At 70.6% G+C, this 25,387-nt stretch carries 21 protein-coding genes; 9 read left to right on the forward strand and 12 right to left on the reverse strand.

What is annotated here, in order from left to right; all coding sequences use genetic code 11:
- Nucleotides 1-5 precede the first annotated feature (5 nt).
- From HUA78_RS06245 to HUA78_RS06260, 4 genes are all read right to left on the reverse strand, one after another.
- A complete protein-coding gene (locus HUA78_RS06245; RefSeq protein WP_141649034.1) occupies nt 6-287 on the reverse strand; it encodes a hypothetical protein in 282 nt (93 codons plus the stop codon).
- 35 nt (nt 288-322) lie between these two features.
- Nucleotides 323-610, reverse strand: a complete 288-nt coding sequence (locus tag HUA78_RS06250; RefSeq protein WP_217442379.1) for a hypothetical protein — start codon at nt 608-610, stop codon at nt 323-325.
- Between the two features lie 200 nt (nt 611-810).
- Nucleotides 811-2,085: a tetratricopeptide repeat protein gene (locus HUA78_RS06255; RefSeq protein WP_371745515.1), complete on the reverse strand. Its 1,275-nt coding sequence runs from the start codon at nt 2,083-2,085 to the stop codon at nt 811-813.
- Between the two features lie 478 nt (nt 2,086-2,563).
- The gene (locus HUA78_RS06260; protein WP_254614156.1) at nt 2,564-4,684 is read right to left on the reverse strand and encodes a hybrid sensor histidine kinase/response regulator; all 2,121 of its coding nucleotides are present in this window, start codon (nt 4,682-4,684) and stop codon (nt 2,564-2,566) included.
- A 175-nt stretch (nt 4,685-4,859) separates the two neighbouring features.
- Here HUA78_RS06260 and HUA78_RS06265 point away from each other — a divergent pair, with 175 nt between their 5' ends.
- Complete coding sequence (locus HUA78_RS06265; protein ID WP_141648885.1) at nt 4,860-5,636, forward strand: DUF2270 domain-containing protein; 777 nt, start codon at nt 4,860-4,862, stop codon at nt 5,634-5,636.
- Between the two features lie 135 nt (nt 5,637-5,771).
- On the forward strand, nt 5,772-6,776 hold the full coding sequence (locus tag HUA78_RS06270; RefSeq protein WP_141648884.1) for an isocitrate dehydrogenase (NAD(+)): 1,005 nt from the start codon (nt 5,772-5,774) through the stop codon (nt 6,774-6,776).
- A 75-nt stretch (nt 6,777-6,851) separates the two neighbouring features.
- On the opposite strand, the gene HUA78_RS06275 is transcribed toward HUA78_RS06270, so the two are convergent.
- Genes HUA78_RS06275 through HUA78_RS06285 form a run of 3 tightly spaced genes read right to left on the reverse strand, consistent with a single transcriptional unit; the run spans nt 6,852 to nt 8,947 of the window.
- Nucleotides 6,852-7,238: a translation initiation factor gene (locus HUA78_RS06275; RefSeq protein ID WP_174461092.1), complete on the reverse strand. Its 387-nt coding sequence runs from the start codon at nt 7,236-7,238 to the stop codon at nt 6,852-6,854.
- A gap of 21 nt (nt 7,239-7,259) precedes the next feature.
- Entirely contained in the window at nt 7,260-8,624 is a 1,365-nt protein-coding gene (locus tag HUA78_RS06280) for a thioredoxin domain-containing protein (RefSeq protein ID WP_174457949.1), read from the reverse strand.
- Nucleotides 8,621-8,947, reverse strand: a complete 327-nt coding sequence (locus HUA78_RS06285; RefSeq protein WP_174457948.1) for a cupin domain-containing protein — start codon at nt 8,945-8,947, stop codon at nt 8,621-8,623. The genes HUA78_RS06280 and HUA78_RS06285 overlap by 4 nt, the downstream gene beginning before the upstream one ends.
- A 38-nt stretch (nt 8,948-8,985) precedes the next feature.
- On the opposite strand from HUA78_RS06285, the gene HUA78_RS06290 reads away from it, so the two are divergent.
- The 4 genes from HUA78_RS06290 (at nt 8,986) to HUA78_RS06305 (ending at nt 12,602) form a co-directional block, all read left to right on the forward strand.
- Nucleotides 8,986-10,044, forward strand: coding sequence for a folate-binding protein YgfZ (locus tag HUA78_RS06290; protein WP_174475873.1), 1,059 nt, complete (start codon nt 8,986-8,988; stop codon nt 10,042-10,044).
- A gap of 133 nt (nt 10,045-10,177) precedes the next feature.
- The gene (locus tag HUA78_RS06295; protein ID WP_174457946.1) at nt 10,178-11,671 is read left to right on the forward strand and encodes a fused MFS/spermidine synthase; all 1,494 of its coding nucleotides are present in this window, start codon (nt 10,178-10,180) and stop codon (nt 11,669-11,671) included.
- On the forward strand, nt 11,668-12,126 hold the full coding sequence (locus HUA78_RS06300) for a hypothetical protein (protein WP_174461089.1): 459 nt from the start codon (nt 11,668-11,670) through the stop codon (nt 12,124-12,126). The genes HUA78_RS06295 and HUA78_RS06300 overlap by 4 nt, the downstream gene beginning before the upstream one ends.
- A complete protein-coding gene (locus tag HUA78_RS06305) occupies nt 12,123-12,602 on the forward strand; it encodes a hypothetical protein (protein WP_141648345.1) in 480 nt (159 codons plus the stop codon). Before HUA78_RS06300 ends, HUA78_RS06305 begins: the two co-directional genes overlap by 4 nt.
- Here HUA78_RS06305 and chrA read toward each other — a convergent pair.
- Complete coding sequence (gene chrA / locus HUA78_RS06310; RefSeq protein WP_174457987.1) at nt 12,589-13,794, reverse strand: chromate efflux transporter; 1,206 nt, start codon at nt 13,792-13,794, stop codon at nt 12,589-12,591. The two genes, HUA78_RS06305 and chrA, sit on opposite strands and share 14 nt — an antisense overlap.
- Before the next feature lie 110 nt (nt 13,795-13,904).
- Here chrA and HUA78_RS06315 point away from each other — a divergent pair, with 110 nt between their 5' ends.
- Nucleotides 13,905-14,330: an OsmC family protein gene (locus tag HUA78_RS06315; RefSeq protein WP_174467300.1), complete on the forward strand. Its 426-nt coding sequence runs from the start codon at nt 13,905-13,907 to the stop codon at nt 14,328-14,330.
- A gap of 65 nt (nt 14,331-14,395) precedes the next feature.
- On the opposite strand, the gene maiA is transcribed toward HUA78_RS06315, so the two are convergent.
- From maiA to HUA78_RS06330, 3 genes are all read right to left on the reverse strand, one after another.
- Complete coding sequence (gene maiA, locus HUA78_RS06320) at nt 14,396-15,055, reverse strand: maleylacetoacetate isomerase (RefSeq protein WP_141648343.1); 660 nt, start codon at nt 15,053-15,055, stop codon at nt 14,396-14,398.
- Nucleotides 15,052-16,032 carry a fumarylacetoacetate hydrolase family protein gene (locus HUA78_RS06325; protein WP_141648342.1) on the reverse strand — a complete coding sequence of 327 codons (981 nt, stop codon included), beginning with the start codon at nt 16,030-16,032 and terminating at the stop codon, nt 15,052-15,054. The genes maiA and HUA78_RS06325 overlap by 4 nt, the downstream gene beginning before the upstream one ends.
- A gap of 152 nt (nt 16,033-16,184) precedes the next feature.
- Nucleotides 16,185-16,769 carry a hypothetical protein gene (locus HUA78_RS06330; RefSeq protein WP_141648341.1) on the reverse strand — a complete coding sequence of 195 codons (585 nt, stop codon included), beginning with the start codon at nt 16,767-16,769 and terminating at the stop codon, nt 16,185-16,187.
- Nucleotides 16,770-17,137: 368 nt separating this feature from the next.
- Between HUA78_RS06330 and HUA78_RS06335 the strand changes: the two genes are divergently transcribed.
- Nucleotides 17,138-22,123 (forward strand): ATP-binding protein, encoded by a 4,986-nt coding sequence (locus HUA78_RS06335; RefSeq protein ID WP_174475874.1) that lies wholly within the window; start codon nt 17,138-17,140, stop codon nt 22,121-22,123.
- Between the two features lie 21 nt (nt 22,124-22,144).
- Here the strand turns inward: HUA78_RS06335 and HUA78_RS06340 are convergent, their stop codons facing one another.
- On the reverse strand, nt 22,145-23,173 hold the full coding sequence (locus HUA78_RS06340; protein WP_174475875.1) for a class I SAM-dependent methyltransferase: 1,029 nt from the start codon (nt 23,171-23,173) through the stop codon (nt 22,145-22,147).
- 204 nt (nt 23,174-23,377) lie between these two features.
- Between HUA78_RS06340 and HUA78_RS06345 the strand changes: the two genes are divergently transcribed.
- Nucleotides 23,378-25,276, forward strand: coding sequence for a S9 family peptidase (locus tag HUA78_RS06345; RefSeq protein WP_174475876.1), 1,899 nt, complete (start codon nt 23,378-23,380; stop codon nt 25,274-25,276).
- Nucleotides 25,277-25,387: the final 111 nt, after the last annotated feature.

The following is a 25,387-nucleotide window of genomic DNA, read 5'->3' on the forward strand; positions in this document are numbered from 1 at the left end:
GACGTTCACGGCTCTGACAGCAAGGCGCGTTCAGCGTCCTGGAGCCAGCTCTCGAACGCCTCGCGCTGGGCCTGGGCGTACTCGGGGGCCTTCACCCGGATGTCCGCGTCGAAGAGGAAATGCCAGACGATTTCCTCCACATCGGAGCTCTCTGGAACAGTGCGAAGTCGCAGGCACAGCGCGATGGACGCGTCCACCCACTCCTTGAGGCTCTTCTTGTCCGTGGGGTCATGGTCAAAAAGCCTCCTCATCTCCTTTACCGCGGCGGACCACTCGGCTGCTGACACGGGTATGCCTCCTACGTTTCCCACCGTTGGAGCCTTCACTCCGGTGGCGCACCATGATGGAGCAGGATGACCGGGTCGCCATCATGTGAAATCACGAGCGCGGACCGGGATGACTCCACGGCGCTCGCGAGCCCCGCGACATGCCCGCCAAACAGGTTCGGATGTTCCGGGTCCGTGAGGGCCCCGATGGCGACCCTGTCGTAGGCGGGGAAATGCTCCGGGACCGCGAGCTCGTCATCCAGGAGCAAGACCGAGAGCGCGTCTCGCCTCATCGCCTGGACCACGTCGCCGCGCCCCGAATCCCCTCCCAGGGGAACAGCCACCCTCATCGACAAGACAAAGTCACCGCGTTCAGTGGGTCTGTCGAAGATGAGCACCCCCGAAGCAGTCCTCCTGAAGGCCTCACTCGACATGAACTTCTCGACCGCATCCCATCCAGGATGCGTGGCGCGGGGTCCGAGCGCCCATTCCTCGTATGACAGGACTGTTGCCCTGGTCATCGCCACCTCCAGAGCGACCTGTATCAGTCCCCAGCGGCCCGGTCCCGGGTGAGCCCTTCGTCCGACAGAAAGAACAAGCCGGCGATTCCCTCCGGAGTCGGCTCCAGGTCCGCCAGCACTTCCCAGGCCGAGGGGTCGGAGACTCGGGCCACGAGCGCCATCTCTCGCCGCACCAGGGAGCCATAGAGGGGCTCGTCTCCCGCCTGCTCCGCCAGCAAGCGCCGCTGGGACGCGGTGAGCAGCCGCGCACCGTCGAGCCCGTCTCCCGCGGCCACCGCCCACAGCCCCGAGAAGCTCTCCGCGAGACGGACCTCGCCCCGGTCGATGACGACGGGCCGCACGGGCGCCGGATGCGCCTCCAGGTTGCGCCACGCCGCCGCGTCCACCGCCTCCCGCGTCAACCCAGCCGGACCCAGGGCGGACTCGGGCAGGTAGCGCACGAAGTCCGCGTCCTCCAGCACATAGAAGACCTCCAGCCTCGCGGGCCCCTGTCTGTGAAGGGCACCCACCGCCTTCGCCTCGAAGTCCGCCGGACGCAGCACCGGACGAAGCCGAGCCTCCAGCGACGCCCCCTCCGAGCCCAGCCCCGAGGCCAACCCGCCCAATCGCGCGGCCAGGGCCTCCACGTAGGGGCCCAACCCCGCTGAGCCCGGGGCCTCGCGATACGCCGCGTACAGCGAGCCCACGTCCACGCGCCCCACTCCACCCGTGGCCAGCTTCACCAGCAGGTCCTTTCCCTGCCGCCTAAAGACCACCCGCGCCCGACCCAGCGCGCCCGCCAGCGCGGCGGTGAACTCCGGCCGGAGCACCTGCTCCTCGGGCACGGCCGGGGGCGGAAGCTCCGCCGCCTCCAGCTCCGCCTTCAACAGCCGCGTCTCCGCGTCGAACGGGTCTCTGGCCAGCGCATCCGTGACGTACGCCTGGGCCTTCTCCACCTCGCCCCTGCGCAGCGCCAGCACTGCGAGCACCTTGAGGACCTCCGGGTCCCCGGGCTCCTGCGCGCGCGCCTGCCGCAGCAGCGCCTCCGCGTCCCCATTTCGCTCCAGCCCGAGCAGCGCCCGAGCCAACCCCAACATCACTGGCACGTCCCGAGGGAAGTCGCGCCGCAACGCCTCCAGCAGCGGCAGCGCCTCCCGGTCCGCGCCCGCGTTGATGAGGGCGTGCGCCAGCGCCAGCCTCGGCGTCGGCCCCTCACTGCCCTGTGCCTGCGCGCGGAGCGCTTCCAGCTCCGCGTCACTCAGGACCTCACCCGCCTCCACCTTGCGGCGGATGCGCTCCACTTCCAGCAAGACGCTCACCCACACGACTCTAGACGCCCGGCCGTGATTCACGAACCCACCCCGCACCGGACCCCGAGTTCCATTGGCAGACAAGCATTCCAACCCACCCAGACACGATGGGCTTTCGACATACACAGACATCGCCCCAGTCGACACCCACATGCCCTGGGGTTGGATGGTTTGAGCAAAACCCGTCAGGCAGGATGCGCCTGCTTCGCAGCCGGATACCGCACCCCGAGCCATCCCGAGTTCAGCTTCGTGGACGTGGCGAAGTCCCTCGGCGTTCCGCATGACCAGGTGATTCACCACCGGGACGAAATGAAGACCGCGCCGAAAGTCGCGGTGGAGCACGTTCTGACCCGACATGAGCCGTAGGTGCGCACGGCTCAGGTGACGCCGCGACCGTCCGCGAGGGCGGCCGGCGAGGGTCTCCAGGCGACGGCGGCCCCCGTTGCCCCTCCTTCCTTGGACCTCGGGGTGGTCCACCCGCGGGGCCTCAGTGCCGTGGCGGAGTATCCGGACTGTCGCCGGCATCGGGAGACGACTCTCCGGCGGCCTGCGCGGCCTCACCGCCCGAGCCGCCCTCCGTCTGCGCGAGGAAGTCATCCAGCGCGCCCACGTCGATGGGCTTGCGGAACACTGCGTCCACCAGCGCGAGGCTGGCGCGGTTCTGCCCGCGTACGTCCATTCCGGTGACGATGGCGAGCAGCACGTGGGGCGTCTTCTCGCGAAGCGCGCGCGCCAGCTCCCAGCCGCTCATCTCCGGCATCACCGCGTCCAACAGGGCCGCGTCGAAGCGGCGCCGGTCCCACATCTCCAGCGCCACGTGGGGGTCATGGGCCACCTGCACCTCGTAGCCCTCCTCCCCCAGGACTTCGGCCATCATCCGCGCGTTGTCCAGGTCGTCGTCCACCACCAACACGCGGCGCGTCTGCTGGAAGCGCCGGGGCGCCGCCGGAGCCACGGCCTTCGTGCCGCTCGGCGGGGTGCGCGTGGGCTCGTACGTGGACGACTGCTCGTGGACGCGCGGCAGCCGCACCACGAAGGCCGCGCCCTTTCCCGTCGTCGCGTTCTCCGCCGTCAGCTCGCCGCCCCAGCGCTGCACCTGCGCGCGCGCCACCGCCAGGTACAAGGAGAGCTGCGGCGCCCCCGGGTCCCTGCGCAGCGGGTCGAACAGGTGCGAGAGTTCCTCCGCCGCGTACGTCGGGCCCTCGTCCTGGATGCGCAGGATGAGCCACTCCCTGCCTTCCGCGCGCGTCGTCAGCTTCAGGTGGCCGCCCTCCTCCATGCGGTCCCTGGCCGCCAGCAGCAGGTTCACCACCAGCTCGCGGAAGAAGGCCGCGTCCGCGCGCACCGCGCCCGGGTCATGCAGGTCCAGCTCCACGTAGACCGGGTGCTCGCGCTGCTCCAGCTCGCCGCGCGCCAGCTCCAGCGACTCGCGCACTGTCTGGTCCACCTTCACGTCGACGGGCCGCTCCTCGGTGCGCTGGACGTTGAATTCTTGAAGCCGCGCCACCAGCTCGCCAATCTGCTGCACCGTCTTGTCCAGCGCCTCCAGGTGCTCGGGCTTGTACTCACGCTGGAGCAGCGTGATTCGCAGGCGCAGCACGTTGAGGAAGTTGTTGAGCGCATGCGCCGCGCCCCCCGCCAGCTGTCCCAGCGCCTGCTGCCGGGTGCGCTGGAGCAGCCGCCCCTGGAGCCTGCGCAGCTCTCCGTAGGCGCTCTCCAGCGCCTTGGTCTTGTTCGCGGACTCGGTGCGGTCGGTGAAGGTCTGGATGGCGCCGGCCAGTTCGCCTTCTTCCTCCCAGACGGGCGTGGCGCTCATCTCCAGCGTCACCTCGCCGCCGCCGGGACGCTCCACCACCATCATCACCCCGCGCACCGGGCCCTGCTCCTTCAGCGCGCGCACGAAGGGCATGTCCGCGACCTTGAAGGGCTCGCCCGTCAGGTGCCGGGCGTTCACCTGCGTGAGCACCGGGGACACGGTGTTCACCGCGCGCCCGCCCACCACCGCGCGCATGGGCACGCCCATCAGCCGGCTCACCGGCGGCGTGGCGAAGGACACGGTGCCGTCCACTTCGGCCAGGAGGATGCCCACGTCGACGTGGTTGAGCACCGACTCCATCACCGCCGCCTCGCGGAAGCGCACCTCCTCCGTCTTCAGGATGCGCGCATAGGACGCCTGCGCCGCCGCGTCCCCTTCCCACACCAGCTCCGCGATGAGGCCGGCGACCTCCGGCTCTATCAGCCCGCCGTGGTGGCGCGCGTAGACGTGCAGCAGCACCGACTCCAGGGACTTGAACTCGCGCGTCAGGTCCTCGGGCTCGAAGTTCTGCGTGTACCGGTCCGCGCCGTGGGAACGGGCGACCTCCGGCCACAGGCGCACCGCGTCCTCGCCCCGGTCCTTGAGCAGGCGCGCCATCTCGCCCACCAGTCGCCGCAGTGGGGCACGCAAGTCCCTGCCCGGAATCTCCACCTCGTAGACTTCCGCGCGCAGGCGTTTGGCCCACAGGCGCGCCACGCGCTCCTGCTCCCCCTGGAGCAGCTCCGACAGGGCTTCGATGGGATTGAGCCGGGCCACGTTCAAGTCGCCAAGGTGGGCATGCCCGCCCGCCATGGCCACCCGTGCCCCCGCCTGTCCGCCCGCTTCAGGGGACCGATGCCGCCGGTGTCCCAGGCCGCCTGCTCGCCCACCGGGAGGCAGGGCGTGCGCGCGGGCGCGCTCACATGGGGGCGATCATCCGGACGAGCCGTTGCATCGACCCGCGCCCCGTCCCACCTTCCGGGAACGGATGCCCCTCAACGAGCCCATCAAGAACGACCTCTTGGAGTCGCCCTGGCTGTCGCAGCAGGCCATGGCGCAGCTCTTCCGGGGCGAGCTGAGCCGCTCCGACACCTGGCGCACGCGCCTGGACACGACGACGAACTGGGCGCTGACGACGACGGCGGCCGTCATCTCCTTCGGCTTCGCGACGCCGCAGAGTTCCCACGTCACCTTCCTCGTCGGCATCTGGATGGTGGTGTCCTTCCTGCTCGTCGAGGCGCGGCGCTACCGCTACTACGACTTGTGGAACCGCCGCGTGCGCCTGCTGGAGGACGGCTGGTGGGCCCCCATGCTGCGCCGCGAGCCGGTGGACCCGGACGCCCTGCGAGAGCTGGCGGTGGAGATGTCCCGCCCTCAAATCCAGCTCTCGTTGCTCTCCGCCATCTCCACGCGGCTCAACCGCACCTACGGGCCCATCCTGATGGTCCTGTTGGTGACGTGGTTCTTCAAGGTCTACAGCCACCCGAAGCCGCCGGTGGACTTCCTGGAGTTCGTCACCCGGGCCCACGTGGCCTGGATTCCGGGCCCCATCGTGATGTTGATCCTGGTGTTCATCACCATCACCGCGACCTACCTCTTCATCTCCTCGTTCTTCATCCGGGCGCCCCTGGGCGAGTTGCGCACACGCCCCCGGGGGCGACGCGCCGCGCTGTGGGAGTCGTTCTACCGGCCCTACGCCATCCGCCGGCGCCACCGGCCGACCCGCAGACCCGCCCGGCGGCCAGACTCCGCGTCCGAGCACTGAGGCCCCCTTTCCTCCCTGGACGGCCTCCAGCCTGCCTCGGGCCAGGGCCTGGCTCATGGACCCCATGCCTGGCCCTGTACGCCGGAAGTTTTCGTCCTTTCGGGTCCAGGGGTTTTGTGCTGTGAATCCGCACCCATGGCGAACACCCGCACTGTCACGGTCATCAATGGAGACGGCATCGGCCCCGAGGTGATGGCGGCCACCATCCGCGTCCTCGAGGCGCTCAAGGTACCGCTCGAGTTCGAGCACAAGGACGCGGGCGCGGAAGTGGTGGCCAAGTACGGCACCAACCTGCCCCACGAGACGGTGGAAGCGGTGCTGCGCAGCGGCGTCGCGCTGAAGGGCCCCACGGGCACGGTGGTGGGCGGCGGTCTGCCCTCCGCGAACGTGGGCCTGCGCAAGCGGCTGGATTTGTACTCGTCGCTGCGGCCCGTGAAGAGCGTGCAGAACGTGAAGACGCGCTACGAGAACGTGGACCTCGTCGTGGTGCGCGAGAACACGGAGAGCCTCTACGCCGGCCTGGAGCACATCATCGTCCCGGGCGTGGTGGAGTCGCTGAAGATCATCACCGAGAAGGCGTCCACGCGGATTGCCCGCTTCGGCTTCGAGTACGCCCGGAAGCACGGTCGCAAGAAGGTGACCGGCGTCCACAAGGCGAACATCATGAAGCTGTCGGACGGTCTGTTCCTGGACTGCTGCCGCAAGGTGGGCCGTGAGTATCCGGAGATCCACTACGAGGAAGTCATCGTCGACAACCTCTGCATGCAGCTGGTGAAGGACCCGACGCGCTTCGACGTGATGGTGCTGGAGAACCTCTACGGCGACATCGTGAGTGACTTGTGCGCCGGTCTGGTGGGCGGCCTGGGCATGGTGCCCGGCGCGAACATCGGCGAGCGCACGGCCGTCTTCGAGGCGGTCCACGGCACGGCGCCGGACATCGCGGGCAAGGGCATCGCGAACCCCACCGCGCTGATGATGTCGGCGGTGATGATGCTGGACTACCTGGACATGCGCGAAGAGGCCCGGCGCATGGAGGGTGCCCTCCACAAGGTTTACGGTGAGGGGAAGATCCGCACCGGCGACCTGGGTGGCAGCGCGACGACGCGCGAGTTCACGGACGCCCTCATCGCCGCGCTGTAGCAGTCACGACGGCCCACGCCGTCACACGAGCCCGGGTCGCCTCTCAAGGCGCCCGGGCTTTTTCGTGTCCGCGCCTCAGCCCACCGTCACCTTGCGAACGCCGCGCGCCTCCAGCAGCGTGGGCAGTCGCTCGCGCTGGTCTCCCTGGAGCACGAGCGTGTCGTCCTCCACCACGCCTCCGCAGCCCAGCGAGTTCTTCAGCGCCTTGAGCCACACCTCGCGCTGGGGCACGGGCAATTCCAGGTGCTCCACCACGGTGACTTCCTTGCCACCCCGCCCCTTGCGCTCCATCCGCACCACCGCGCGCGCGGGGCCCTTCGGCTCGGGCTTTCGCGCGGGCGCAGCGACGGGCGCCGCGGGGCCCACCGGCAGCGCCTCCCGCTTCGCCGCCAGCGCGGCGAAGGGATTGTGGAACGGCCCCACCGGTGCCGCCGGCTCGTCCTTCTTGTCACGCTTGCCCATGACGAGACCGCCCGCCGTTGCTCAGTGGTTGTGGCCCGCGTGGTCGTCCTGCGGCATCGCGCGCGGCGGAGGCAGCACGTCGAACGCGGGCGCGCTCGGATTCCCATCCGCCATCACCAGCGCGTACAGGAACGGCGCGGACGGCATCGCCTGCCGCCCGTTCACCACCACCAGCGGCGTGCCGGTGAACTGGTAGCGAAGCGCATACGACGTGTCCTCTTGAATCTTCGCCGCCGTGGCCGCGCTGGAGATGCACGCATCCAACTGCATCCGCGACATCGAGCCGGACGAAGCAATCTCCATCACCCGCTCCGTATCCAGCACCGCCTGCGCCGCGAAGAGCTTCTCCCGCAGCTCCCAGAAGTCCGGCGCGCCCTCCAGGCAGATTTGCGCCTTCGCCGCCACGCACCGCACGCTGGGCGCGTCCGGCCCGCGCTTGGGCATCGCCGGGTTGCAGGAGCCATCCAACGGGAACTGCCGGGCCTCCAGCGACAGCTTGCCTTCCGGCACGCGCTTCTTCAGCACCGCCAGCTCCTCCACCAACGCCTTGCAGTGGGGGCACTTGCTGTCGGTCCACTCGACAATCTTCACCGGCGCGTCCACCGGCCCATAGCGGTGACGCGCGGGCGCGGCGGCGGCCTTCGGCACGTCCCGCCGGTACAACGCCAGCGCGTTGGAGATGAACTGCTGCTGCTCCATCGGCAGCCCGCGCAGGTACGCCTCCAGCGACGCGGGCGTGGCCGCCTGCGTCGTCGTCGACGACGAAGCCACGGGCAACAGCGACCCCGCCTTGGGCTGCGGCGAGGACAGCGAGCGGCCCGGCAGCAAGACGGCGATGAACACCGCGACGGTGACGCCCACCGTCCACTGCAGCGCGGGGACCCACTGGCCCGCACCGGCGGCCGGCAGCCCCTTCCACGCGACAGCCGCGATGGCCGCGACCAGCGCATACGTCCCCAGGCAGGTGGGGCACACCACGCCCGTCTGGAAGCTCGCGAACGCGAAGACGAGCACCGACGCGATACCCGCGCCGGCCGTCAGCTTCAGCCCCTGCGCCGCCGGAGCCACGGGCTTGCCCGAACGAGCGCGCGCCAGGTACAGCGCCGACAGCGCCACCACCGTCAGGCCCCACACCAGCCCCAGGCCGGCCACGGGGATGCCAAACAGCTCATGCAAGCGGGTGGCGAACGGCGAGTTCCACACCGTCTCGCAGTTCACCGTGTCGGACACGCCGCACACGGTGGAACCACCGGCGCGCAGCGTGAGCAACTGGCTCCACTGGAAGACGGACAGGACGCTCGCGGCCACGCCCAGCACCAGCAACACCACCCCGACACGGAAGGGAACGGGGGTGGCGGCTTTCTGGGGAGAGGACTTCGGACTCATGCGTGCTCCGGGGGCGGGGTCATCAGGACGAGCAAACGGGCGGAGGCGGGGCCATCATTGGCGACACCGTGCTCGGCACCCGCGGGGGCGAAGACAGCCGCGCCCACACCATGGACCTCCTCCTCGGCACCGACGCGGAAGCGGCAGCGACCGTCCAGGACGACGTAGACCTTGTCGGAGGTGGCGTGGTGATGCGGCTTCTGCGCCTGCCCGGGCGCCAGGCAGTAGACGTCGAGGAAGAAGCGCTCGGACTGGAAGACGTTGAGCTTCCGGAGCTTCTCCGGGGAGAAGTCCTGGAAGGACGACAGCTGCTTCACATCCATCGTGGCATTCGCTCCTTCGCCTCTATATAGCGACGGACATGGAACCGCTGTCTCTGCATTTTCTTCACGAAGAAGCGGGGGCCCGCTTCATCGATGTGCGCGGCCGGGAAGTCGTGGCCGGATATGGCAACGGCGAGGACGGCTACCGCGCCGCCCGGGAGGCCGTGGCGCTCCACGACGCCTCCTACCGCGAAATCCTCCGGATAACGGGGGAGGACAGGGCCTCCTTCCTACATGGAATGGTGACCCAGGAGGTGAACAACCTCCCCGTCGGAGCCGCCACCTATGCCGCCCTGGTGAATGTGAAAGGGGCCATGGTGGCGGATGCCCGCATCCTCAAGCGGGAGGCAGACCTCCTGATGGATGTGGAGCCGGGCCATGGCGCCAAGGTCCGGGAGTTCCTGGAGAAATACCTCATCTCCGAGGACGCGGAGCTGCACGAGGCGACGGGCGAGTACGCCATCCTCCGGCTGCTCGGTCCCCGGACGGCGAGCGTGCTGGGCGAGGGCTTCTCCCCCCTGGCGCACCACGCCACCCGGACCCTGACGCTCGCCGGCCAGGACGTCATCCTGGTGGGCAACACCTCGGTGGAGCCCCACGGTGTCGATCTGTGGGTGCCACGCGCGGGCGTCGAGGCCGTGTGGCGCGCATTGAGCCAGGCGGGCGCGGAGCCAGGCCTGAAGCCGCTGGGCTTCGAGGCGCTGGAGCTCCTGCGGGTGGAGGCCGGAGTCCCCCGGTACGGGCAGGACATGGTGGACACCACCATCCCCATGGAGGCCAACCTCACCGGGGCCATCTCCTACAACAAGGGCTGCTACATCGGGCAGGAGGTCATCGCCCGGGCGACCTTCCGCGGGCACATGAACCGCAAGCTGACGGGCCTGCTCCTGGGCGAGGCCGACGCCGCGCCCGGCACGGAGCTGCGCCGGGGCGAGAAGAAGGTGGGCTGGCTCACCAGCGTGGTGCGCTCCCCGTCCCAGGGACAGCGCGTGGCCCTGGGCTACGTGCACCGCGACTCGCTGGAGCCCGGCACCGAGCTGACGCTGGCCGGTGGGCCCGACACCGTGAAGGTCGCACCACTGCCCTTCAAGGGCTGAGCGCGACACGGCTGTCAGTGAAGCCGTGAGCCACTGACGACTTTGTCACCCGAGCCCCGGGGACTTCCCCCTGGGGCCGCGGAGTTACGGGCTGTTGAGTATGGAACGGGCCTTGCTCATCCGGCCCCCGCTCATGAAGCCCTCTTCACTGACGTGGTTGTCCTTCCTCTCCGGCGCCACGGTGATGGCGTCGGAGATGGCCGCCTCGCGACTGGTGGCCCCCTACTTCGGGAGCAGCACGCCCGTGTGGGCGGCGCTCATCTCCCTGGTGCTGGGAGGGCTGGCGCTGGGGGCGCACCTGGGCGGGCGCTGGGCGGACCGCGCGGAGCGACTGGAGCCGCTGCGCATGGCGCTGTGTGTCGCGGCGCTGCTGCTGGCCGCCCTGCCCTTCCTCGCGCGGGCGCTGCTGTCAGGGGCCACGGCGGCGGTGATGACGGGGCGTCCGCTGGAGGCCATGGGGCGCGTGGGGCTGGTGGTGCTGGTGGCGGTGCCTCCGCTGCTGGCGCTGGGGGCGGTGGGGCCGTTCCTGGTGAGGGTGGGGTTGGGAGGCGTGGCGTCGGCGGGGGCGCATGCGGGGCGGCTGTCGTCAGCGTCCACGCTGGGCAGCATCGCCGGGACGCTCCTGGCGGCCTTCGTCGTCCTGCCGTGGCTGGGCACCGCGCGCGCCATGGCCTGCTTCGCGGGGGTGCTCGGGCTGACGGCGGCGCATGGGCTCGGCTGGCGGTGGCGGGTGGTGGCCGTGGGCGTGCCGGTGGTGGCGCTGGCGCTGGGAGTCCACGCGCTGCCGCGACATCCGCGAGCGCGGGACGTGGCCGAGTCGCCCCATGCCTTCGTACAGGTGCTGGAGTCACCCGAGGGGACGCGGAGCCTGGTGTTCAACGAGGGCTACGCGGTGCAGAGCACGTGGCTTCCCGGGCAGCCGGTGCGGGAGGAGGTCTTCGGGCACTACCTGCTGACGCCGGCGATGGCGCGCGCGGAGCCTCGGGCGCCCAGGGTGTTGCTGCTGGGCCTGGGCGCGGGCACCAGCGCGCGCGGGCTGCGGGAGACGTATCTCGGGGCGCGGGTGGTGGGCGTGGAGCTGGACGCGGAGGTGGTGCGGCTGGCGCGGACACACTTCGGGCTGGGGGCCGAGGTGGAGGTACACGTTGGCGATGCGCGCGCGTTCCTGGAGGCGGACTCGCGGCGCTACGACGTCATCATCGTCGACGCGTTCCGCTTTCCCTATGTGCCCTTCCACCTGACGACGCGTGAGTTCGCGCGGAGCGTGGCGGACCACCTGGTTCCCGGAGGCGTGGCGTGCTTCAACGTGGGCCGCTTCCGCGAGGAGCGCGGTGTGGTGGACGCGGTGGGCGGCACGCTGGCGTCCGTGTTTCCTCACGTGCTCGCGGCGGATGCGCGCAACCCCAGCAACACGCTCTTCTTCGCGGGCGAGGAGGGCATGGCGGAGCGACTGGCCGCGAGGACGGAGCGGCTCCCACTCTCGCTGCGCCCGCTGGCGACGCGCGTCGTCGGAGAGCTGCGCGCGGTGGCCTCCGCGGAGCCCCTCACGGATGACCGGGCCCCGGTGGAGCTGCTCACGGATGTCATCCTCCTGCGGGCCCTGGTGCGCACGGAGGGGCTGAAGTGAAGCCCCTGCCTCGCATGCCGGAGTTCCTCGCGCCGCTGCCCCTGGCGGCCGTGGCGCTGATGGCGGTGAATGACCGCTGGCTCAAGCCCACCTTCCACAACACGCTCACCGGCAAGCTGTCGGACGTGGCCATCTGCTTCTTCCTGCCGCTCTACGTGTCCGCGCTGCTGGCCCTGGTGACGCGCTGGCCTCGGAGCCTCCGGCTGGGCGCGGGAGCGGCGCTGACCGCCGTGCTGTTCACCGCGCTCAAGGTGTCACAGCCCCTCGCGGACCTCTTCTGTCAGTGGCTGCGTCCCCTGGGCGCGCCGCTCGGCCTCGACAGCTTCCGAGCGGTGGCCGACCCCACCGACCTGCTGACCCTGCCCTTCATCGCGGTGGCGGTGCTGTACGGCCGCGCCACGGTGCTCTCCCGGACGCCAGCCGCGTCCCTCACACCCCCCGGAGCCTTGTCATGAAGCCCCTGCTGAGAAACCTCGCGTCCGTCGCGGTGCTGGCCACCACCGGGCTCCTGCTCCTCGCCGACTCGTCGCGCAAATGCGAGCACGGCACCAGAGACGTCACCTTCGACGTCACCGGCAACACCTGCGGCTCCAACGGCACCTTCCGCGTCCTGTCGGGTGAGGACGCGTGCGAAATCACCACGCAGGGGGCCTCCGCGCTGGGGTTCCCCGAGTTCGGCGATTCGACCCGAGACAGCGTGGACATTCCGAAGGGCGAATGGTCGCTGCATGACCCCAGCCTCACCGTGCACCTGGGCGCGGATGGGGGCGTCGTGCGGCCGGACGCGGGCTCCTCGACGAGCGTCCAGGCCAACCGCCACTGTGAGAACGAGCTGGATGGGAACACGCTGGTGCTGACGTGCATCGACCGGCGCGACGACCTGTCCGGCGTCGAAGTGGCCCGCTGCGGGGCGAAGCTCACCCCGCGCTGAGACTCTTCACCAGCCACCCCACCGCGCCTCCGCCCAGCACCAGCCAGGCGGAGTTGACGCGCCAGCGGATGAGCAGCACGGCGGACGCGAGCGCGAGCCCCACCGTCCAAGCGTCCACCAGCGCCGCCCGGCCAAGCTGCCACGTCACCACGGCCATCAGCGCCAGCGACGCCACGTTGACGCCATCCAGGAACGCCCCCGCCCTCCACGAGCGACGCAGGCGCGGCACCAGCGGCCCGCTGAGCGCGACGAAGAAGAACGCGGGCAGGAAGATGCCCACCGTGGCGACCACCGCCCCCGTCATCCCCCCGAGCACGTAGCCGATGAACGTGGCCGTGGTGAACACGGGACCGGGCGTCACCTGCCCCACCGCCACCGCGTCCAGCAACTGCGCCTGGGTGAGCCATCCCCACCGCTCCACCAGCTCGGAGCGGAGGAACGCCAGCAGCACGTACCCGCTGCCGTACAGCACCGAGCCCACCTTCAGGAAGAAGAGGAACAGGCCCTGCTGCGTGAAGGGCACGGCCGTGGTGGCGGCGCCCAGGGGAAGCGCCAGCGCCCACGGCGACACGGGCAACGAAGCGGAGCGTCCCGAGGGCCCATGCTCCCGGCGGTGCTCGATTGCGCGCCACGCGAGGACGCCGAGCCCCGACAGCAACAGGAGCCACAGCTCGTTGACGCCGAGGAAGGCCGCCGCCGCGGACCCCACGGCCACGACAGCGGCGAGCCGCGTCTTCACCACGGTGCGCGACAGCCCCCACAGGGCCTGCAACACCACGGCGATGATGACGGCCTTCACGCCGTACAAGAGCGCGCCCACGTCCGGCAGGTCTCCGAAGCGCGCGTAGGCCCAGGCGAAGCCGGTGACGATGAGGAACGCCGGAAGGATGAAGCAGACGCCGGAGACCAGCAGCCCCGGCCACCCGCCGCGTCGGTGGCCGATGTGGATGGCCAGCTCCGTGGAGTTGGGGCCGGGGATGAGGTTGGCCGCGCCGAGCAGGTCCACGAACTCCTCGCGCGTGAGCCAGCGCCGACGGCGCACCACCTCGTCCTCCATGAGCGCGATGTGCGCGGCCGGGCCGCCGAAAGCGGTGGTGCCCAACCGGAGGAACAGGAGCGCCAGCTCCCGGAGCACGGGTGCGCTGTCTCTCGGCGCGGAAGGCGCGGGGCTCGCGGGCTCCTGGGGAGGCATCTGCACGAAAGCTACCCCAGGAAGAGGGATGCGCTTTCGAAACAACCTGGCGACTTCCCACCCGAGCACGGGCCTTGTCACCCGGGCCCCGTCCTGGATTCATGCCCGTCATGACCACCCATGACACCACGCTGCTCGCGGCGGCCGTCGTCGAGAGCCAGGCCGGCTACACGCAGTCGATTCGCACCGGCAAGCACCACTTCCAGGCGGACGAGCCCGCGGCGCTGGGAGGCGCGGACCAGGGCCCCGCGCCCTATCAACTGCTGATGGGCTCGCTGGGTGCGTGCACCGCCATCACCTTGAAGATGTACGCGGCCCGCAAGGGCTGGGACCTGGGCCCGCTCACCGTGAAGCTCAAGCTCTTCCGTGAGAACGACACCGAGCGCGTGGAGCGCGTGCTCTCCTGCGGCCCCGCCGTGAGCGAGGAGCAGCGCGCGCGCCTGCTCGAAATCTCCGCGAAGACGCCGGTGACGCTCACCCTCTCGCGGGCCCTGCGCATCGAGACGACCTTCGCCCCGGCGGTGCCCACGCCCTGACAACTCCGCGAGAGGGCCGCCCCCGCTCTCACTCGAGCGGGGACGACCTTCACGCGCCTCGGGCCTCAGCCCGGCGTCGCGTCGGGCTGCCGGTCCGGGTGGGACGCCTGGAAGGCGGGATGCTCCGCGCACGCCGCTTCAATCCGCAGCAGCGTGGGGTACGGCGACAGGTCCAGCGCGAAGCGACGCGCGCCGTACAGCTGCGGCACCAGACAGACATCCGCCAGCGTCACCGAGTCGCCCACGCAGAAGCGACCCACCGTGGGCTGCACCATCTTCTCCAGCGCCTCCAGGCCCCGGGTGTTCCAGTAGGCCCCCCACGCCTTGTCGTCGCCGTTCAGCTCGGCCTTGATGCGCTGCAGGACGGACAGGTTCTGCATGGGCTGCATGCCGGAGTTCACATACTCCGCCAGCATCCTCGCGCGGGCGCGCAGGTACGCATCCTCGGGGTACAGCGACGGCGACGGGGCGTGGTCCTGGAGGAACTCCAGGATGGCGAGCGACTGGGACAGCCGGCGCACGGTGCCGTCCGCCTCCGTCCACTCCAGCGTGGGCACCGTCCGCATGGGATTCACGGCGCGGTATGCGTCGGAGTTCTGCTGACCGCCGTCCTTCAAGAGATGCACCGCGACGTACTCGAAGGGCAGGCCCTTGAGGTTCAGCCCCAGTCGCACCCGCCACGAAGCGGACGAGCGCCAGTAGTTGTGCAGGCGCAGGTCCTTCATGACGGCTTCACCACCTTCTGGGAGATGCGACCGAAGACGCTCTGCCCGTCCTCGCCCATCATCTCGATGTCGATGGTGTCGCCGGGCTTCATGAAGGGCGTCTTCGGCTTGCCCTCCTCAATCGTCTCAATCATGCGCTGCTCGGCGAGGCAGGAGATGCCCCGGGCGCGGTCCACGTTGGACACCGTGCCGCTGCCCAGGATGGTGCCCGCGGTGTAGCCGCGCGTCTTGCACAGGTGCTGGATGAGCTCGAAGAAGGAGAAGTGCATCTCCGGGCCCGCGTCGGTGTCACCCACCTGGACGCCGTTGAGCACCGAGCGCAGGCGCAGGTGGATGCGGCCCTCGCGCCAGGCCGGGCCCACCTCGTCCGGCGTCACCGCGAACGGGCTGAAGGCCGTGGCGGGCTTGCTCTGGAAGAAGCCGAAGCCCTTGGCCAGCTCGTCCGGGATGAGGTTGCGCAGCGACACGTCGTTGGCCAGCATCAGCAGCTTGACGTGCTTGCCGGCGTCGGCGGCCTTCGTGCCCTGCGGCGTGTCGCCGAGGATGACGCAGACCTCGCTCTCGAAATCCAGGCCCCACGCCTCGTCCGCCAGCGGGATGTCCGCGGTGGGCGCCAGGAAGTCCCCGGAGCCGCCCTGGTACACCAACGGGTCCGTCTTCAGCGTGGCCGGCGGCTCCGCGTTGCGCGCCTTGCGCACCAGCATGACGTGGTTGATGTAGGCGCTGCCGTCAATCCACTCGTAGGCGCGCGGCAGCGGCGCATGCAGGGCCGTCTGGTCCAACGGGCGGCTCTGCACCGCGCCGGCCTCCAGCTGCGCGGCGAGCGCGCGCAACAGCGGCTCCTTCGTGTCCCAGTCGTCCAGCGCCGCCTGCAGCGTCAGGGCGACGTTGGTGGCCAGCGCATAGGCCGAGTTGTCCCGCTTGACGACGATGAGCCGCCCATCACGGGTTCCATCCTTGAGCGTCGCGAGCTTCAATCCCGGGCTCCCCGCGGCCCGGTGGAAACAGCGGGGGCCGCCTCATGTGCTCGGCTTTTCCGCCGGGGCCCCCAGGGTGTCAAGCACAGGGCGCAGATGCGCCGCGACAATCGTCACGGCGTGGAGAATGTCGAACCGCTCGCGGCGGAAATCTACCAGCAGCTCGACCGTGCCGGCAGTTGCGCGAAGTAGTTGTTGCCCAGGTTGCTGTCCCACTGGCCATGGGACGTCGCCGCCAGGGAGATGTCCCACGCGTTCTGATTCCCATTGGAGTTGAAGGCGTAGAAGAAGAGGTCGTTCTCCACCGCCGTGGGCTGCTGGCACACCCAGACGCCATCCTGGCCACCGTTGGCGAAGTGCTCGGTGCACTGGGGCAGGTTCTGGTACTGCATGCACTTGATGCAGGCGCGCGGCCCCGCGTTCAGGAAGACATAGGCATCGTTGTTGGTGCCCGCGCTGGCGCTCAGCGTCTGCTGGCGGCCGTTGAGCTGGATGTAGATGGAGATTTGATTGTCCGGGTACAGGCCCCGCAGGTAGCCCCGGTAGCTGACGGTGAGCGTCGCCAGGCGGCCGGGGAGCCGGCGCGTGTGGCGGATGACCTCGAAGGGCCCCGTCGTCGCGGAGTCGTACACGCTGCAGATGGGGTAGTCCGGCGGATAGTCGGAGGCGCGCGCCGAGGAGACAGGGAGCAGCAGGGACAGCGCGAGCGCGGCCAGGAACGTCTGCGACAGCTTCATGAGTGTGTCCTCGAGCAGGAGCGAGTTCACGCACCGGCGTAGCATGTGTCACCCACATGCCGGAAGACCGGGCGCCCGCCTCGTCGGCCGCCGGACGGACAAGGCCGCCCGCACGGCCTTGCCTCCTCGACAGTCCGTGGCGTTGGGCGCTCGCTCCCCTGGTTCGCGAGCGGGCACACAGCATGCTCGTGGGGCAGGAGGGAAGCGGAGCGCGCGCGGCTGTTGAAGGCTGAGTCGGCACACGGGGGACGTGCGTCGGCCTCTCCCCTTGGCAGCGCCCCGTCCGACACCCAACGTTGCCGGAAGGACGGAACGCGAGGCCAACCTCATCGCCGGAGCGATGCGGGGGTGGAGCGCGAGGACACTGAATGGCTGAAGGCTTCCAAGACGCCGGCGCCGTTCCAGGAGAGCCGCAGTCCGGCCGCCGACTGGGCAACCGGTTCGAGCTTGCCCACCGCATCAAGGCCGGCCACGGCATCTCCACCTGGGACGGCGTGGACCTGCGCACCGGAGAGCGCGTCGCCATCAAGGTGACGTCCACCACGGCGCTCGTCCCGGCCGCGCGGCACCGGCTGGAGCACGAGGCCACCGTCCTCTCCCACCTCGACAGTCCCTTCATCGTGCCGGTGCGCCACCTGGGCACCTCGGGCGACTGGCTGTTCCTGGTGGCGCCCTGGCTCCAGGGCGAGTCGCTGGATGCGCGCCTGTCACGCGGAGCCCTGAGCGTTCCGGAGGCCCTGTCCCTGGGCCGAGACTTGCTGTCCGCGCTGGCCGAGGCCCACCGTCACGGCGTCCTGCACCGGGACGTGAAGCCCACCAACATCATCGTCTCCGGACAGCCGCTCTCCCGCGCCACGTTGATTGACTTCGGCCTCGCGCGCAGCGAGCGACTGGACCCGTCGCTCAGGGACCTCCCGGTGGGCACCGCGCGCTACCTGTCGCCGGAGCAGGCCGGCCTGCTCCACCGTCCGGTGGAGGCCACCTCGGACCTGTACTCCGCGGGCGTCGTCCTCTTCGAGTCCCTCTCCGGAGAGCCCGCCTTCGACGGTGACTCCGTGGGAGAGGTACTGCGTCAGCACCTGGCGGCGAGGCCCCGGCTGCGCGCCGTGGGCGTGGAGGCGCCGCGCGCGCTGGAGGAGGTCATCTCCCGGCTGCTGCAGACGGACCCGTCGGACCGCTACCAGACCGCGAGCTCCGCGCTGGCGGACCTGACGGAGCTGGAGGAAGCGCTCTCGCGGGGACAGTCGGAGCCGGCGCTCATCACCGGCGCGAGGGATGCGCGACGCAGCCTCGCCGAGCCGTCCTTCGTGGGCCGTCACGAGGAGGTGGCCACGCTGGAGCGGGAGCTGGACCTCACGCGGACGGACCCCGGACGGCTCGTGCTGGTGGAGGCCGAGTCGGGCGGAGGCAAGAGCCGGCTCCTCGAGGAGCTCCGCGCGCGAGCGGCGCGGCATCACGCGTGGGTGTTGCAAGGCCAGGCGCAGGACCAGGCCGCGCGGCGCCCGTTCCAGCTCTTCGCCGGCGTGGCCTCGGACCTCACCCAGGCGCTCCAGGCGAAGCCCGCGCTCGCGGAGCTCCTGCGCGACAGGCTGGCGGGGCAGGAGGCCGGCCTGTGCACGGTGCTGCCGCAGTTGGAGCCCGTGCTGTGCGCCCAGGCCCGCGCGCCCGCGAGAGGCCTCGGGCCCGAGTCACTCGGAGAGAGCCGGGGCATCTGGGCCCTCACCGCGCTGCTGAACGCGCTGGGCACCCGGGACGAGCCCGCCGTGGTGGTGCTGGATGATTGTCAGTGGGCGGATGAGCTGACCCTGCGGGCGCTGGAGGGCTGGTCCCTGGCGAGGAAGCAGGGGCGGGGGCGGGTGCTCGTCGTCGTCGCGTTCCGTGGCGAGGACATCGGCCCCACGCACGTGCTGCGCAGACTGGCTCCCACCGCGCACCTGAAGCTGGCCGCCTTCGGCGCCCTGGAAGTCACGCGGCTGGCGGAGTCCATGGCCGGCGCGCTGCCCCCCGAGGCCACCGAGCTGGTGGCGCGGCTGTCCGAGGGCAACCCCTTCATGGCCAACGCGGTGCTGCACGGGCTGGTGGAGGACGGCGTGCTCGTGCCCGGCCCCTCCGGGTGGCAGGTGCAACCGGAGGCGATGGCGCACGCGCGCTCGTCGCGGCAGGCGGCCACCTTCCTCGTGCGACGCCTGCGGCTGTTGCCCCTGGCCGCGCGGCGCCTGCTGTCCGTGGGCGCGGTGCTGGGCAAGTCCTTCGAGCTGGCGCGGGTGGCGACGCTGTCGGGTGTCTCCGCCGAGGAGCTGGGCGCCGCGCTGGAGGCGCCGCGCCGCAGGCACATGCTGTGGGAGGAAGGCACGCGCTACACCTTCGTGCACGACAAGCTGCGCGAGGTGTTGCTGGACATGCTGACGCCGCAGAAGCGGAGGGAGCTGCACCGGCTGGCGGCGCGCTCGGCGGCGAACCAGCTGCCCCAAGACCCGTTCGAGCTGGCCTATCACTTCGACGCGGCGGGCGAATACGCGCAGGCACTGCCCCACGCGCTCGTGGCCGCGGAGCTGGCGCGGCGGCGCTTCGCGCTGGAGACCGCGGAGCTGAACTATCGCATCGCCGAACGCGGCGCCTCGGGCGCGGATGCGGGCACCCGCTTTCGCGTCGCGGCGGGGCTGGGCAATGTCCTCATGCTGCGCGGTCGCTACGAGGAGTCCCGCCAGCAGTTCGAGCGCGCCCAGGCGTTGGCGAGAGACCGACAGGAGCAGGCGCGCATCCTCGGCCAGGTGGGGGAGCTGGCCTTCAAGCGGGGCGACTTCGGCGAGGCCACGCTCGCGCTGGAGCAGGGCCTGAAGCTGATGGGGCGCTGGGTGCCTCCGGGAGGACTGCTCACCGGCGCCAGCGCCGTCTGGGAAATCCTGGCGCAGGCCGCGCACACGGTGGCGCCGCGCAGGTTCCTCTCGCGCAGGCCGCTGGCGGGTGGGGAGAGCGACCTCCAGGCGGTGCGCCTCTACAGCCGGCTCGCCTATGGCTACTGGTACCGGCGCGGACGCATGGCGGTGCTGTGGGCGCACCTGCGGGACTTGAACCTCGCGGAGCGCTACCCGCCCACGCCGGAGCTGGCCCAGGCGTATTCGGAGCACTCGCCCGCGCTCACCACCCTGCCATGGTTCCAGCGCGCCTTCGCGTACGCGGAGAAGTCCCTGACCCTGCGCCAGGAGCAGCGCGACGTCTGGGGCCAGGGACAGACGCTGCACTTCTACGGCCTGGCCTGCTACGCGGCGTCCCGCTTCAACGACTGCATCGAGAAGTGCACCGAGGCCATCCGGCTGCTGGAGCGCACGGGCGACCCCTGGGAGGTGAACAACGCGACGTTCCAGGTGGCCATGGCGCTCTATCGGCTGGGCCGGCTGCGCGAGTCGCTGGAGACGAGTCAGCGGCTGCACGCGGCGGCCCTGGCGCTGGGAGACCGCTACTCGGCGCGCCTGGGGCTGGAGGCCTGGGCCAAGGCGTCGGGAGGGCGGCTTCCGGGCACGCTCCTGGAGGGCGAGCTGGGCAACCCCGACCAGCCGGACCCGCAGAGCTACGCGGGCGTCCTCCAGGCGGAGGCCCTGCGCCGGATGCACAAGGGGGACGCGGCGGGCGCCGTGGAGGTGCTGGAGCGCGCCGCGCGGCTGGTGGACGAGGCGAACCTGCGCCAGGAGTACGTGGCCCCCATCGCGCCCCTCCTGGCCACGGCGCTGCGTCAGCTCGCGGAAGTCACCTCGCCCCTGGCCGCCGCGCGCCGCGAGGCCCTGCTCAAGCGCGCCGAGGGCGTGGCACGACGCGCCCATGCGCTGGCGCGCACCTACCGCAACAACCTCCCTCATGCGCTGCGCGAGCGGGGCCTGATTGCCGCGTTGAGAGGCCAGCCCCGACAGGCGCGACGCTGGCTGGAGCAGTCGCTGCAAGTGGCCGAGGCCCAGCAGATGCGGCACGAGCATGCCCAGAGCCTGAAGGCCCGCGGAGCGCTGGGACACGCGCTGGGCTGGCCCGACGCGGAGGTGGACCTGGCCACGGCCACCCGGGCGCTGGACGAGATGGAAGAAGGCCTCTCGCCGGAGGTCGCCGCGCGAGGCGGCACGCGCACCCTCTCCCTGGTGGACCGCTTCCCTCGCGTGCTGGAGGCGGGCCGCAGGTTGGCCTCCGCCCTGTCACGCGAGGCGGTGTTCGAGGCCGCGCGCCAGTCGATGCTGGAACTCCTGCGCGCCGAGCACTGCGCGGTGGTGGACCCTCGCGATTTGCCCACGGAAGAGGACTCGGACGCGGTGGGCATCAGCCGCACCGCCATGGCCCGCGCGCTGGAGACCGGCCGCATCACCGTGCTGGGACAGGGCCTGCCCGGGCGCGCGAGCGAGAGCATGGAGCTGCTCGGCGTGCGCTCGCTGCTCTGCGCGCCCATCCAGGTGCGCGGCAAGACGGTGGCGTGCGTGGTCGCCACGCATCGTCAGGTGGGCGCGCTGTTCGGCGAGCTGGAGGAGCACCTGGCGGAGTTCGTCACCGTGCTGGCCGGAGCGGCGCTGGAGAACGCGGAGAACTTCGCGCGCATCGCCGCGCTCTCCGAGGAGCAGGGCCGCCTCTACCGCGCCGAGCAGGAGGCGGTGCGCCGCCGCGATGACTTCCTCTCCATCGCCGCCCACGAGCTGAAGACGCCGCTCACCTCGCTCCAGCTCCACATCCAGGGCCTCCAGGCCCAGGCCCGCGCCACCACCCACCTGCCTCCGGAGAAGCTCACCGCCAAGCTGGAGTCCGCCTCCGCGCAGACCCAGCGCCTGGGGCGGCTGGTGAGCGACTTGCTGGACATCTCCCGGCTCGCCCAGGGCCAGCTCCACATCAAGCTCTCCGAGGTGGACCTGGTGGCGCTGGTGCGAGGCCAGCTCGAGCGCAGCCGCGAGGCGCTCGCCCGCGCCGAGTGCCCGGTGCGGCTGCACGCACCCAGGCACCGCCTCGCGGGCTACTGGGACGCCATGCGACTGGAGCAGGTGGTGGGAAACCTGTTGTCCAACGCGATGAAGTACGGCGCAGGCCAGCCGATTGAAATCACCCTGGAAGAGAGGGGCGGCCTCGCGCGGCTGCGCGTGCGGGACTCCGGCATCGGCATCGCCACCGAGGACCTCTCGCGCATCTTCGGACGCTTCGAGCGCGCGGTGTCCGTGCGCCACTATGGCGGCTTCGGCCTGGGCCTGTGGATTGTCCGCGAAATCGTCCAGGCCCTGGGCGGCACCATCGACGTGGAGAGCACCCCGGGCACGGGCTCCACCTTCACCGTCACCCTGCCCTGCTCCGGGCCCCCGTCGCACCTCGAGCCTCCCGGCCCGCCCGTGCACTGAAGCGCGCTCCAGGTGCCACGGTCAGCGGCGCGTGAGCTCCAGGTAGATGACGTTGTCCTGGCTGTCCCGGAACAGCCGCACGGAGTCGAGCTGCTCCAGCGGCACTTCACCAAGCAGGGCGCGCATCTCGTCCTCCTCACGGTAGGTGAGCCACCAGTCCATGAAGGCCTCCATGTAGCCCGTCTCCGGAGGAAAGCGCGCGAAGTTGGCCACCAGCAGACGGCCTCCCGAGCGCAGCATGCCGAAGAGCAGCCCGGTGAGCCGCGTGGCAACGGAGGCGGAGAGGTAGTCGTAGAGGCCCGCGGAGTAGACGAAGTCCAGGTCCGCGAAGGTCGCCTTGCCGGCGAGCAGCGCGCGCACCGAGCCGCAGTGGGGGCGCACCACGTCGAGCGGCTGGTGGTGGGAAATCTCCGCGAGGCTCAGCGGGTCCTGGTCGAACGCGATGAGTTCTTGGACGCGGCGCTCCCGCACCGCGGCGGAGGACTCGGCTTCACGCAGGTGGCCACACGCGACGGAGAGGATGCGCGCGTTCTGGGGGACACGCTCGGCCGTCGCGTCGAGGGCGCGCGCTAGCAGCTCGCGGCGCTCCCGCACGCTGACCGCGCTGGGTTGCTGGTGCATGTACCGGTAGACCTCGCGGCCCGCGTGAAGCTCGTCCGCGGCCCGGTCCATGTACAGGTAGTCGATGAGGGCCGCGTCCCCCGCGTAGCCCCGGGGGCGCTCGAAGGCCCGGCGGGTGAAGGGACACTGGTGGACGAACGAGCGGAGCGGGTGCTTGCGCGCGGTGTCCGTGCAGAAGGACTTCCAATCCTCCTCGCTCCAGCGGCGCCGCAAGGTGAGCAGGCCCAGGTGGAGCGAGTGCATGTCCTGGTGCAGCACCTCGTCCTCGGCGGCCATCATCCGCTCGTGGATGCCATCGAGCCACCCTCGAGCTTCCGCGAGCGCCTCGTGGGCTGGACGCTCCGGGACGGGAATGACCAGTTGGTTGCGCTGGACGGAGGGGACAGGCGTTGGCCTCGGCGGGCGGGGCATCGTCTGGGGGTCGTGCATCGTCCAACACAACCCCGGGGGGGTATGTATGCACTTCCCACGAGAAGCGCTCTCGCCCGCCCGGTCCTGGAGGCGGGCATCCGAGCGCGCCCCCGGAGCCTTCCTTCCAGAGGTGCTCTTCAAAACGCAGCGAGTATTCGTATCCCGGCCCCGCTCACGCCACAGTCCCGCGCGCCTTCGGTCCTGCGTCTCCTGGAGCTGCCCATGACCTCGTGGTCCACCCTCTCGCGAGCACTCGTCACCCTCGCGGTCCTCCCCGCCCTGGCCCTGGCCCTCCCGCGCCCCAAGGCCCCGGCGAAGCGCTACACCGTCGAGCAGTTCATGCAGACAACGACGGTGTCCGGCGCGTCCTTCTCCTCGGACGAACAGCGGGTGCTCTACTCGTCGGACGAGACGGGCGTCTTCAACGTCTTCTCCGTACCGGTGAAGGGCGGCAAGCCCACCCAGCTCACCCGCTCGAAGGACGCCTCCCTCGCCGTCGGCTACTTCCCCACCGATGACCGCATCCTCTTCACCCGGGACACGAGTGGCCAGGAGCGCCCCCACCTCTACGTGCGCGCGCTGGACGGCCAGGAGCAGGACCTCACGCCGGGCGACAAGCACCGCGCGTCCTTCTTTGGCTGGAGCCACGACGACACCGCCTTCTACGTGCTCACCAACGAGCGCGACGAGCGCTTCCTGGACCTCTACCGCTACGACGCGAAGACCTACACGCGCACCGTTCTCTACGCGGGAGACGGCGAGCACGTGCCGGTCGCCCTCTCCCCGGACGAGCGGTGGCTGGCGCTGGAGAAGTCGCGGACGCTGTCCGACAGCGACGTCTACCTCTTCAACGTCACCACGAAGGAGCGCCAGCACATCACCGCGCACCAGGGCCCGGCCACCTGGAAGGCGGCGACCTTCGACCCGACGTCCTCCGCGCTGTACCTGCTCACCAATGAGGGCTCCGAGTTCACCCGCGTGGAGCGCCACGAACTCGCCACCGGGAAGCGCGAGTCAGTGGAGGCGCCCGCCTGGGACGCGCTGTCCACGACGTTCTCCAAGCGCGGCGCCTTTCGCGTCACCCGCGTCAACGAGGACGGCCGCACCGCGCTGCGCGTCCACGACGTGAAGGCCGGCAAGCCCCTGGCGCTCCCAGGGCTCCCCGAAGGCGCCATCTCCGACGTGGCGCTGTCGCGCGGCGAGAAGCGGATGGCCTTCCTGGTCGATGGAGACCGCGCGCCGGCCAACCTGTACGTGTTCGACTTCGCCACGAAGAAAGTCACGCGCCTGACGGACACGCTGAGCCGGGCGCTGGATGCCAGGGATTTGGTGGAGTCGGAGCGGGTGCGCTTCAAGTCCTTCGACGGGCTGGAGATTCCGGCGCTGCTCTACAAGCCCCACCCGGCCACCGCGAAAGCTCGCGCCCCCGCCATCGTCTTCGTCCACGGGGGACCGGGAGGCCAGTCCTCCAAGGGCTACAGCAGCTTCTTCCAGTTCCTGGTCCACCACGGCTACGTGGTGCTGGCCGTCAACAACCGGGGCAGCGAGGGCTACGGCAAGGCGTTCTTCGCGGCGGACGACCAGCAGCACGGCAAGGCGCCGCTCCAGGACTGCGCCGAGGCGAAGAAGTACCTGGCCGGCCTGCCCTACGTGGACAGCGAGCGCGTGGGCATCCTCGGCCCCAGTTATGGCGGCTACATGGTGCTCGCGGCACTGGCCTTCCACCCGGACGTCTTCGCCGTGGGCGTGGACGCGTTCGGCATCACCGACTGGCTGAGCGCCCTGCGCGAGCTGCCACCCCACAAGACTGCGCTCCGCGAGGCGCTCTACCAGGAGCTGGGCAACCCCGAGACGCAGGAGGCGATGCTGCGCGACATCTCCCCGCTGTTCCACGCGGAGAAGATTCGCAAGCCGCTGCTCATCATCCAGGGCGCCCATGACCCGCGCGTGCCCAAGGCGCGCACGGACACGTTCGTCGAGTCCCTCCGGAAGAACACCACCCCCCTCGACTACCTCGTCCTCCCCGAGGATGGCCACGGGTTCAGCGGTAAGAAGAGTGAAGCGGAGACCTCCCTGCGAATCCTCTCCTTCCTGGAGCAACACCTGCGGGGAAAGCCCTGAGACCGCTCACGGCGGCGCCCACGCAATGGCGCCTCCCGCCGTTCGTGTAGAAAGGCACGGGGACGATGCGCCAGCGCCGCCTCGCGCGTGTCCCCCTCTGCGCACCCCACT

The sequence above is a fragment of the Myxococcus sp. CA033 genome (assembly GCF_013336625.1).
GTDB lineage: Bacteria > Myxococcota > Myxococcia > Myxococcales > Myxococcaceae > Myxococcus > Myxococcus llanfairpwllgwyngyllgogerychwyrndrobwllllantysiliogogogochensis.

Bases quoted from the DNA above. Each gene is read 5' to 3' on its own strand.
- HUA78_RS06260 (WP_254614156.1), bottom strand. From the start codon at position 4,684: ATGGCGGGCGGGCATGCCCACCTTGGCGACTTGAACGTGGCCCGGCTC.
- HUA78_RS06265 (WP_141648885.1), top strand. From the start codon at position 4,860: ATGCCCCTCAACGAGCCCATCAAGAACGACCTCTTGGAGTCGCCCTGG.
- HUA78_RS06270 (WP_141648884.1), top strand. From the start codon at position 5,772: ATGGCGAACACCCGCACTGTCACGGTCATCAATGGAGACGGCATCGGC.
- HUA78_RS06275 (WP_174461092.1), bottom strand. From the start codon at position 7,238: ATGGGCAAGCGTGACAAGAAGGACGAGCCGGCGGCACCGGTGGGGCCG.
- HUA78_RS06280 (WP_174457949.1), bottom strand. From the start codon at position 8,624: ATGAGTCCGAAGTCCTCTCCCCAGAAAGCCGCCACCCCCGTTCCCTTC.
- HUA78_RS06285 (WP_174457948.1), bottom strand. From the start codon at position 8,947: ATGGATGTGAAGCAGCTGTCGTCCTTCCAGGACTTCTCCCCGGAGAAG.
- HUA78_RS06290 (WP_174475873.1), top strand. From the start codon at position 8,986: ATGGAACCGCTGTCTCTGCATTTTCTTCACGAAGAAGCGGGGGCCCGC.
- HUA78_RS06295 (WP_174457946.1), top strand. From the start codon at position 10,178: ATGAAGCCCTCTTCACTGACGTGGTTGTCCTTCCTCTCCGGCGCCACG.
- HUA78_RS06305 (WP_141648345.1), top strand. From the start codon at position 12,123: ATGAAGCCCCTGCTGAGAAACCTCGCGTCCGTCGCGGTGCTGGCCACC.
- chrA (WP_174457987.1), bottom strand. From the start codon at position 13,794: ATGCCTCCCCAGGAGCCCGCGAGCCCCGCGCCTTCCGCGCCGAGAGAC.
- HUA78_RS06315 (WP_174467300.1), top strand. From the start codon at position 13,905: ATGACCACCCATGACACCACGCTGCTCGCGGCGGCCGTCGTCGAGAGC.
- maiA (WP_141648343.1), bottom strand. From the start codon at position 15,055: ATGAAGGACCTGCGCCTGCACAACTACTGGCGCTCGTCCGCTTCGTGG.
- HUA78_RS06330 (WP_141648341.1), bottom strand. From the start codon at position 16,769: ATGAAGCTGTCGCAGACGTTCCTGGCCGCGCTCGCGCTGTCCCTGCTG.
- HUA78_RS06335 (WP_174475874.1), top strand. From the start codon at position 17,138: ATGGCTGAAGGCTTCCAAGACGCCGGCGCCGTTCCAGGAGAGCCGCAG.
- HUA78_RS06340 (WP_174475875.1), bottom strand. From the start codon at position 23,173: ATGCACGACCCCCAGACGATGCCCCGCCCGCCGAGGCCAACGCCTGTC.
- HUA78_RS06345 (WP_174475876.1), top strand. From the start codon at position 23,378: ATGACCTCGTGGTCCACCCTCTCGCGAGCACTCGTCACCCTCGCGGTC.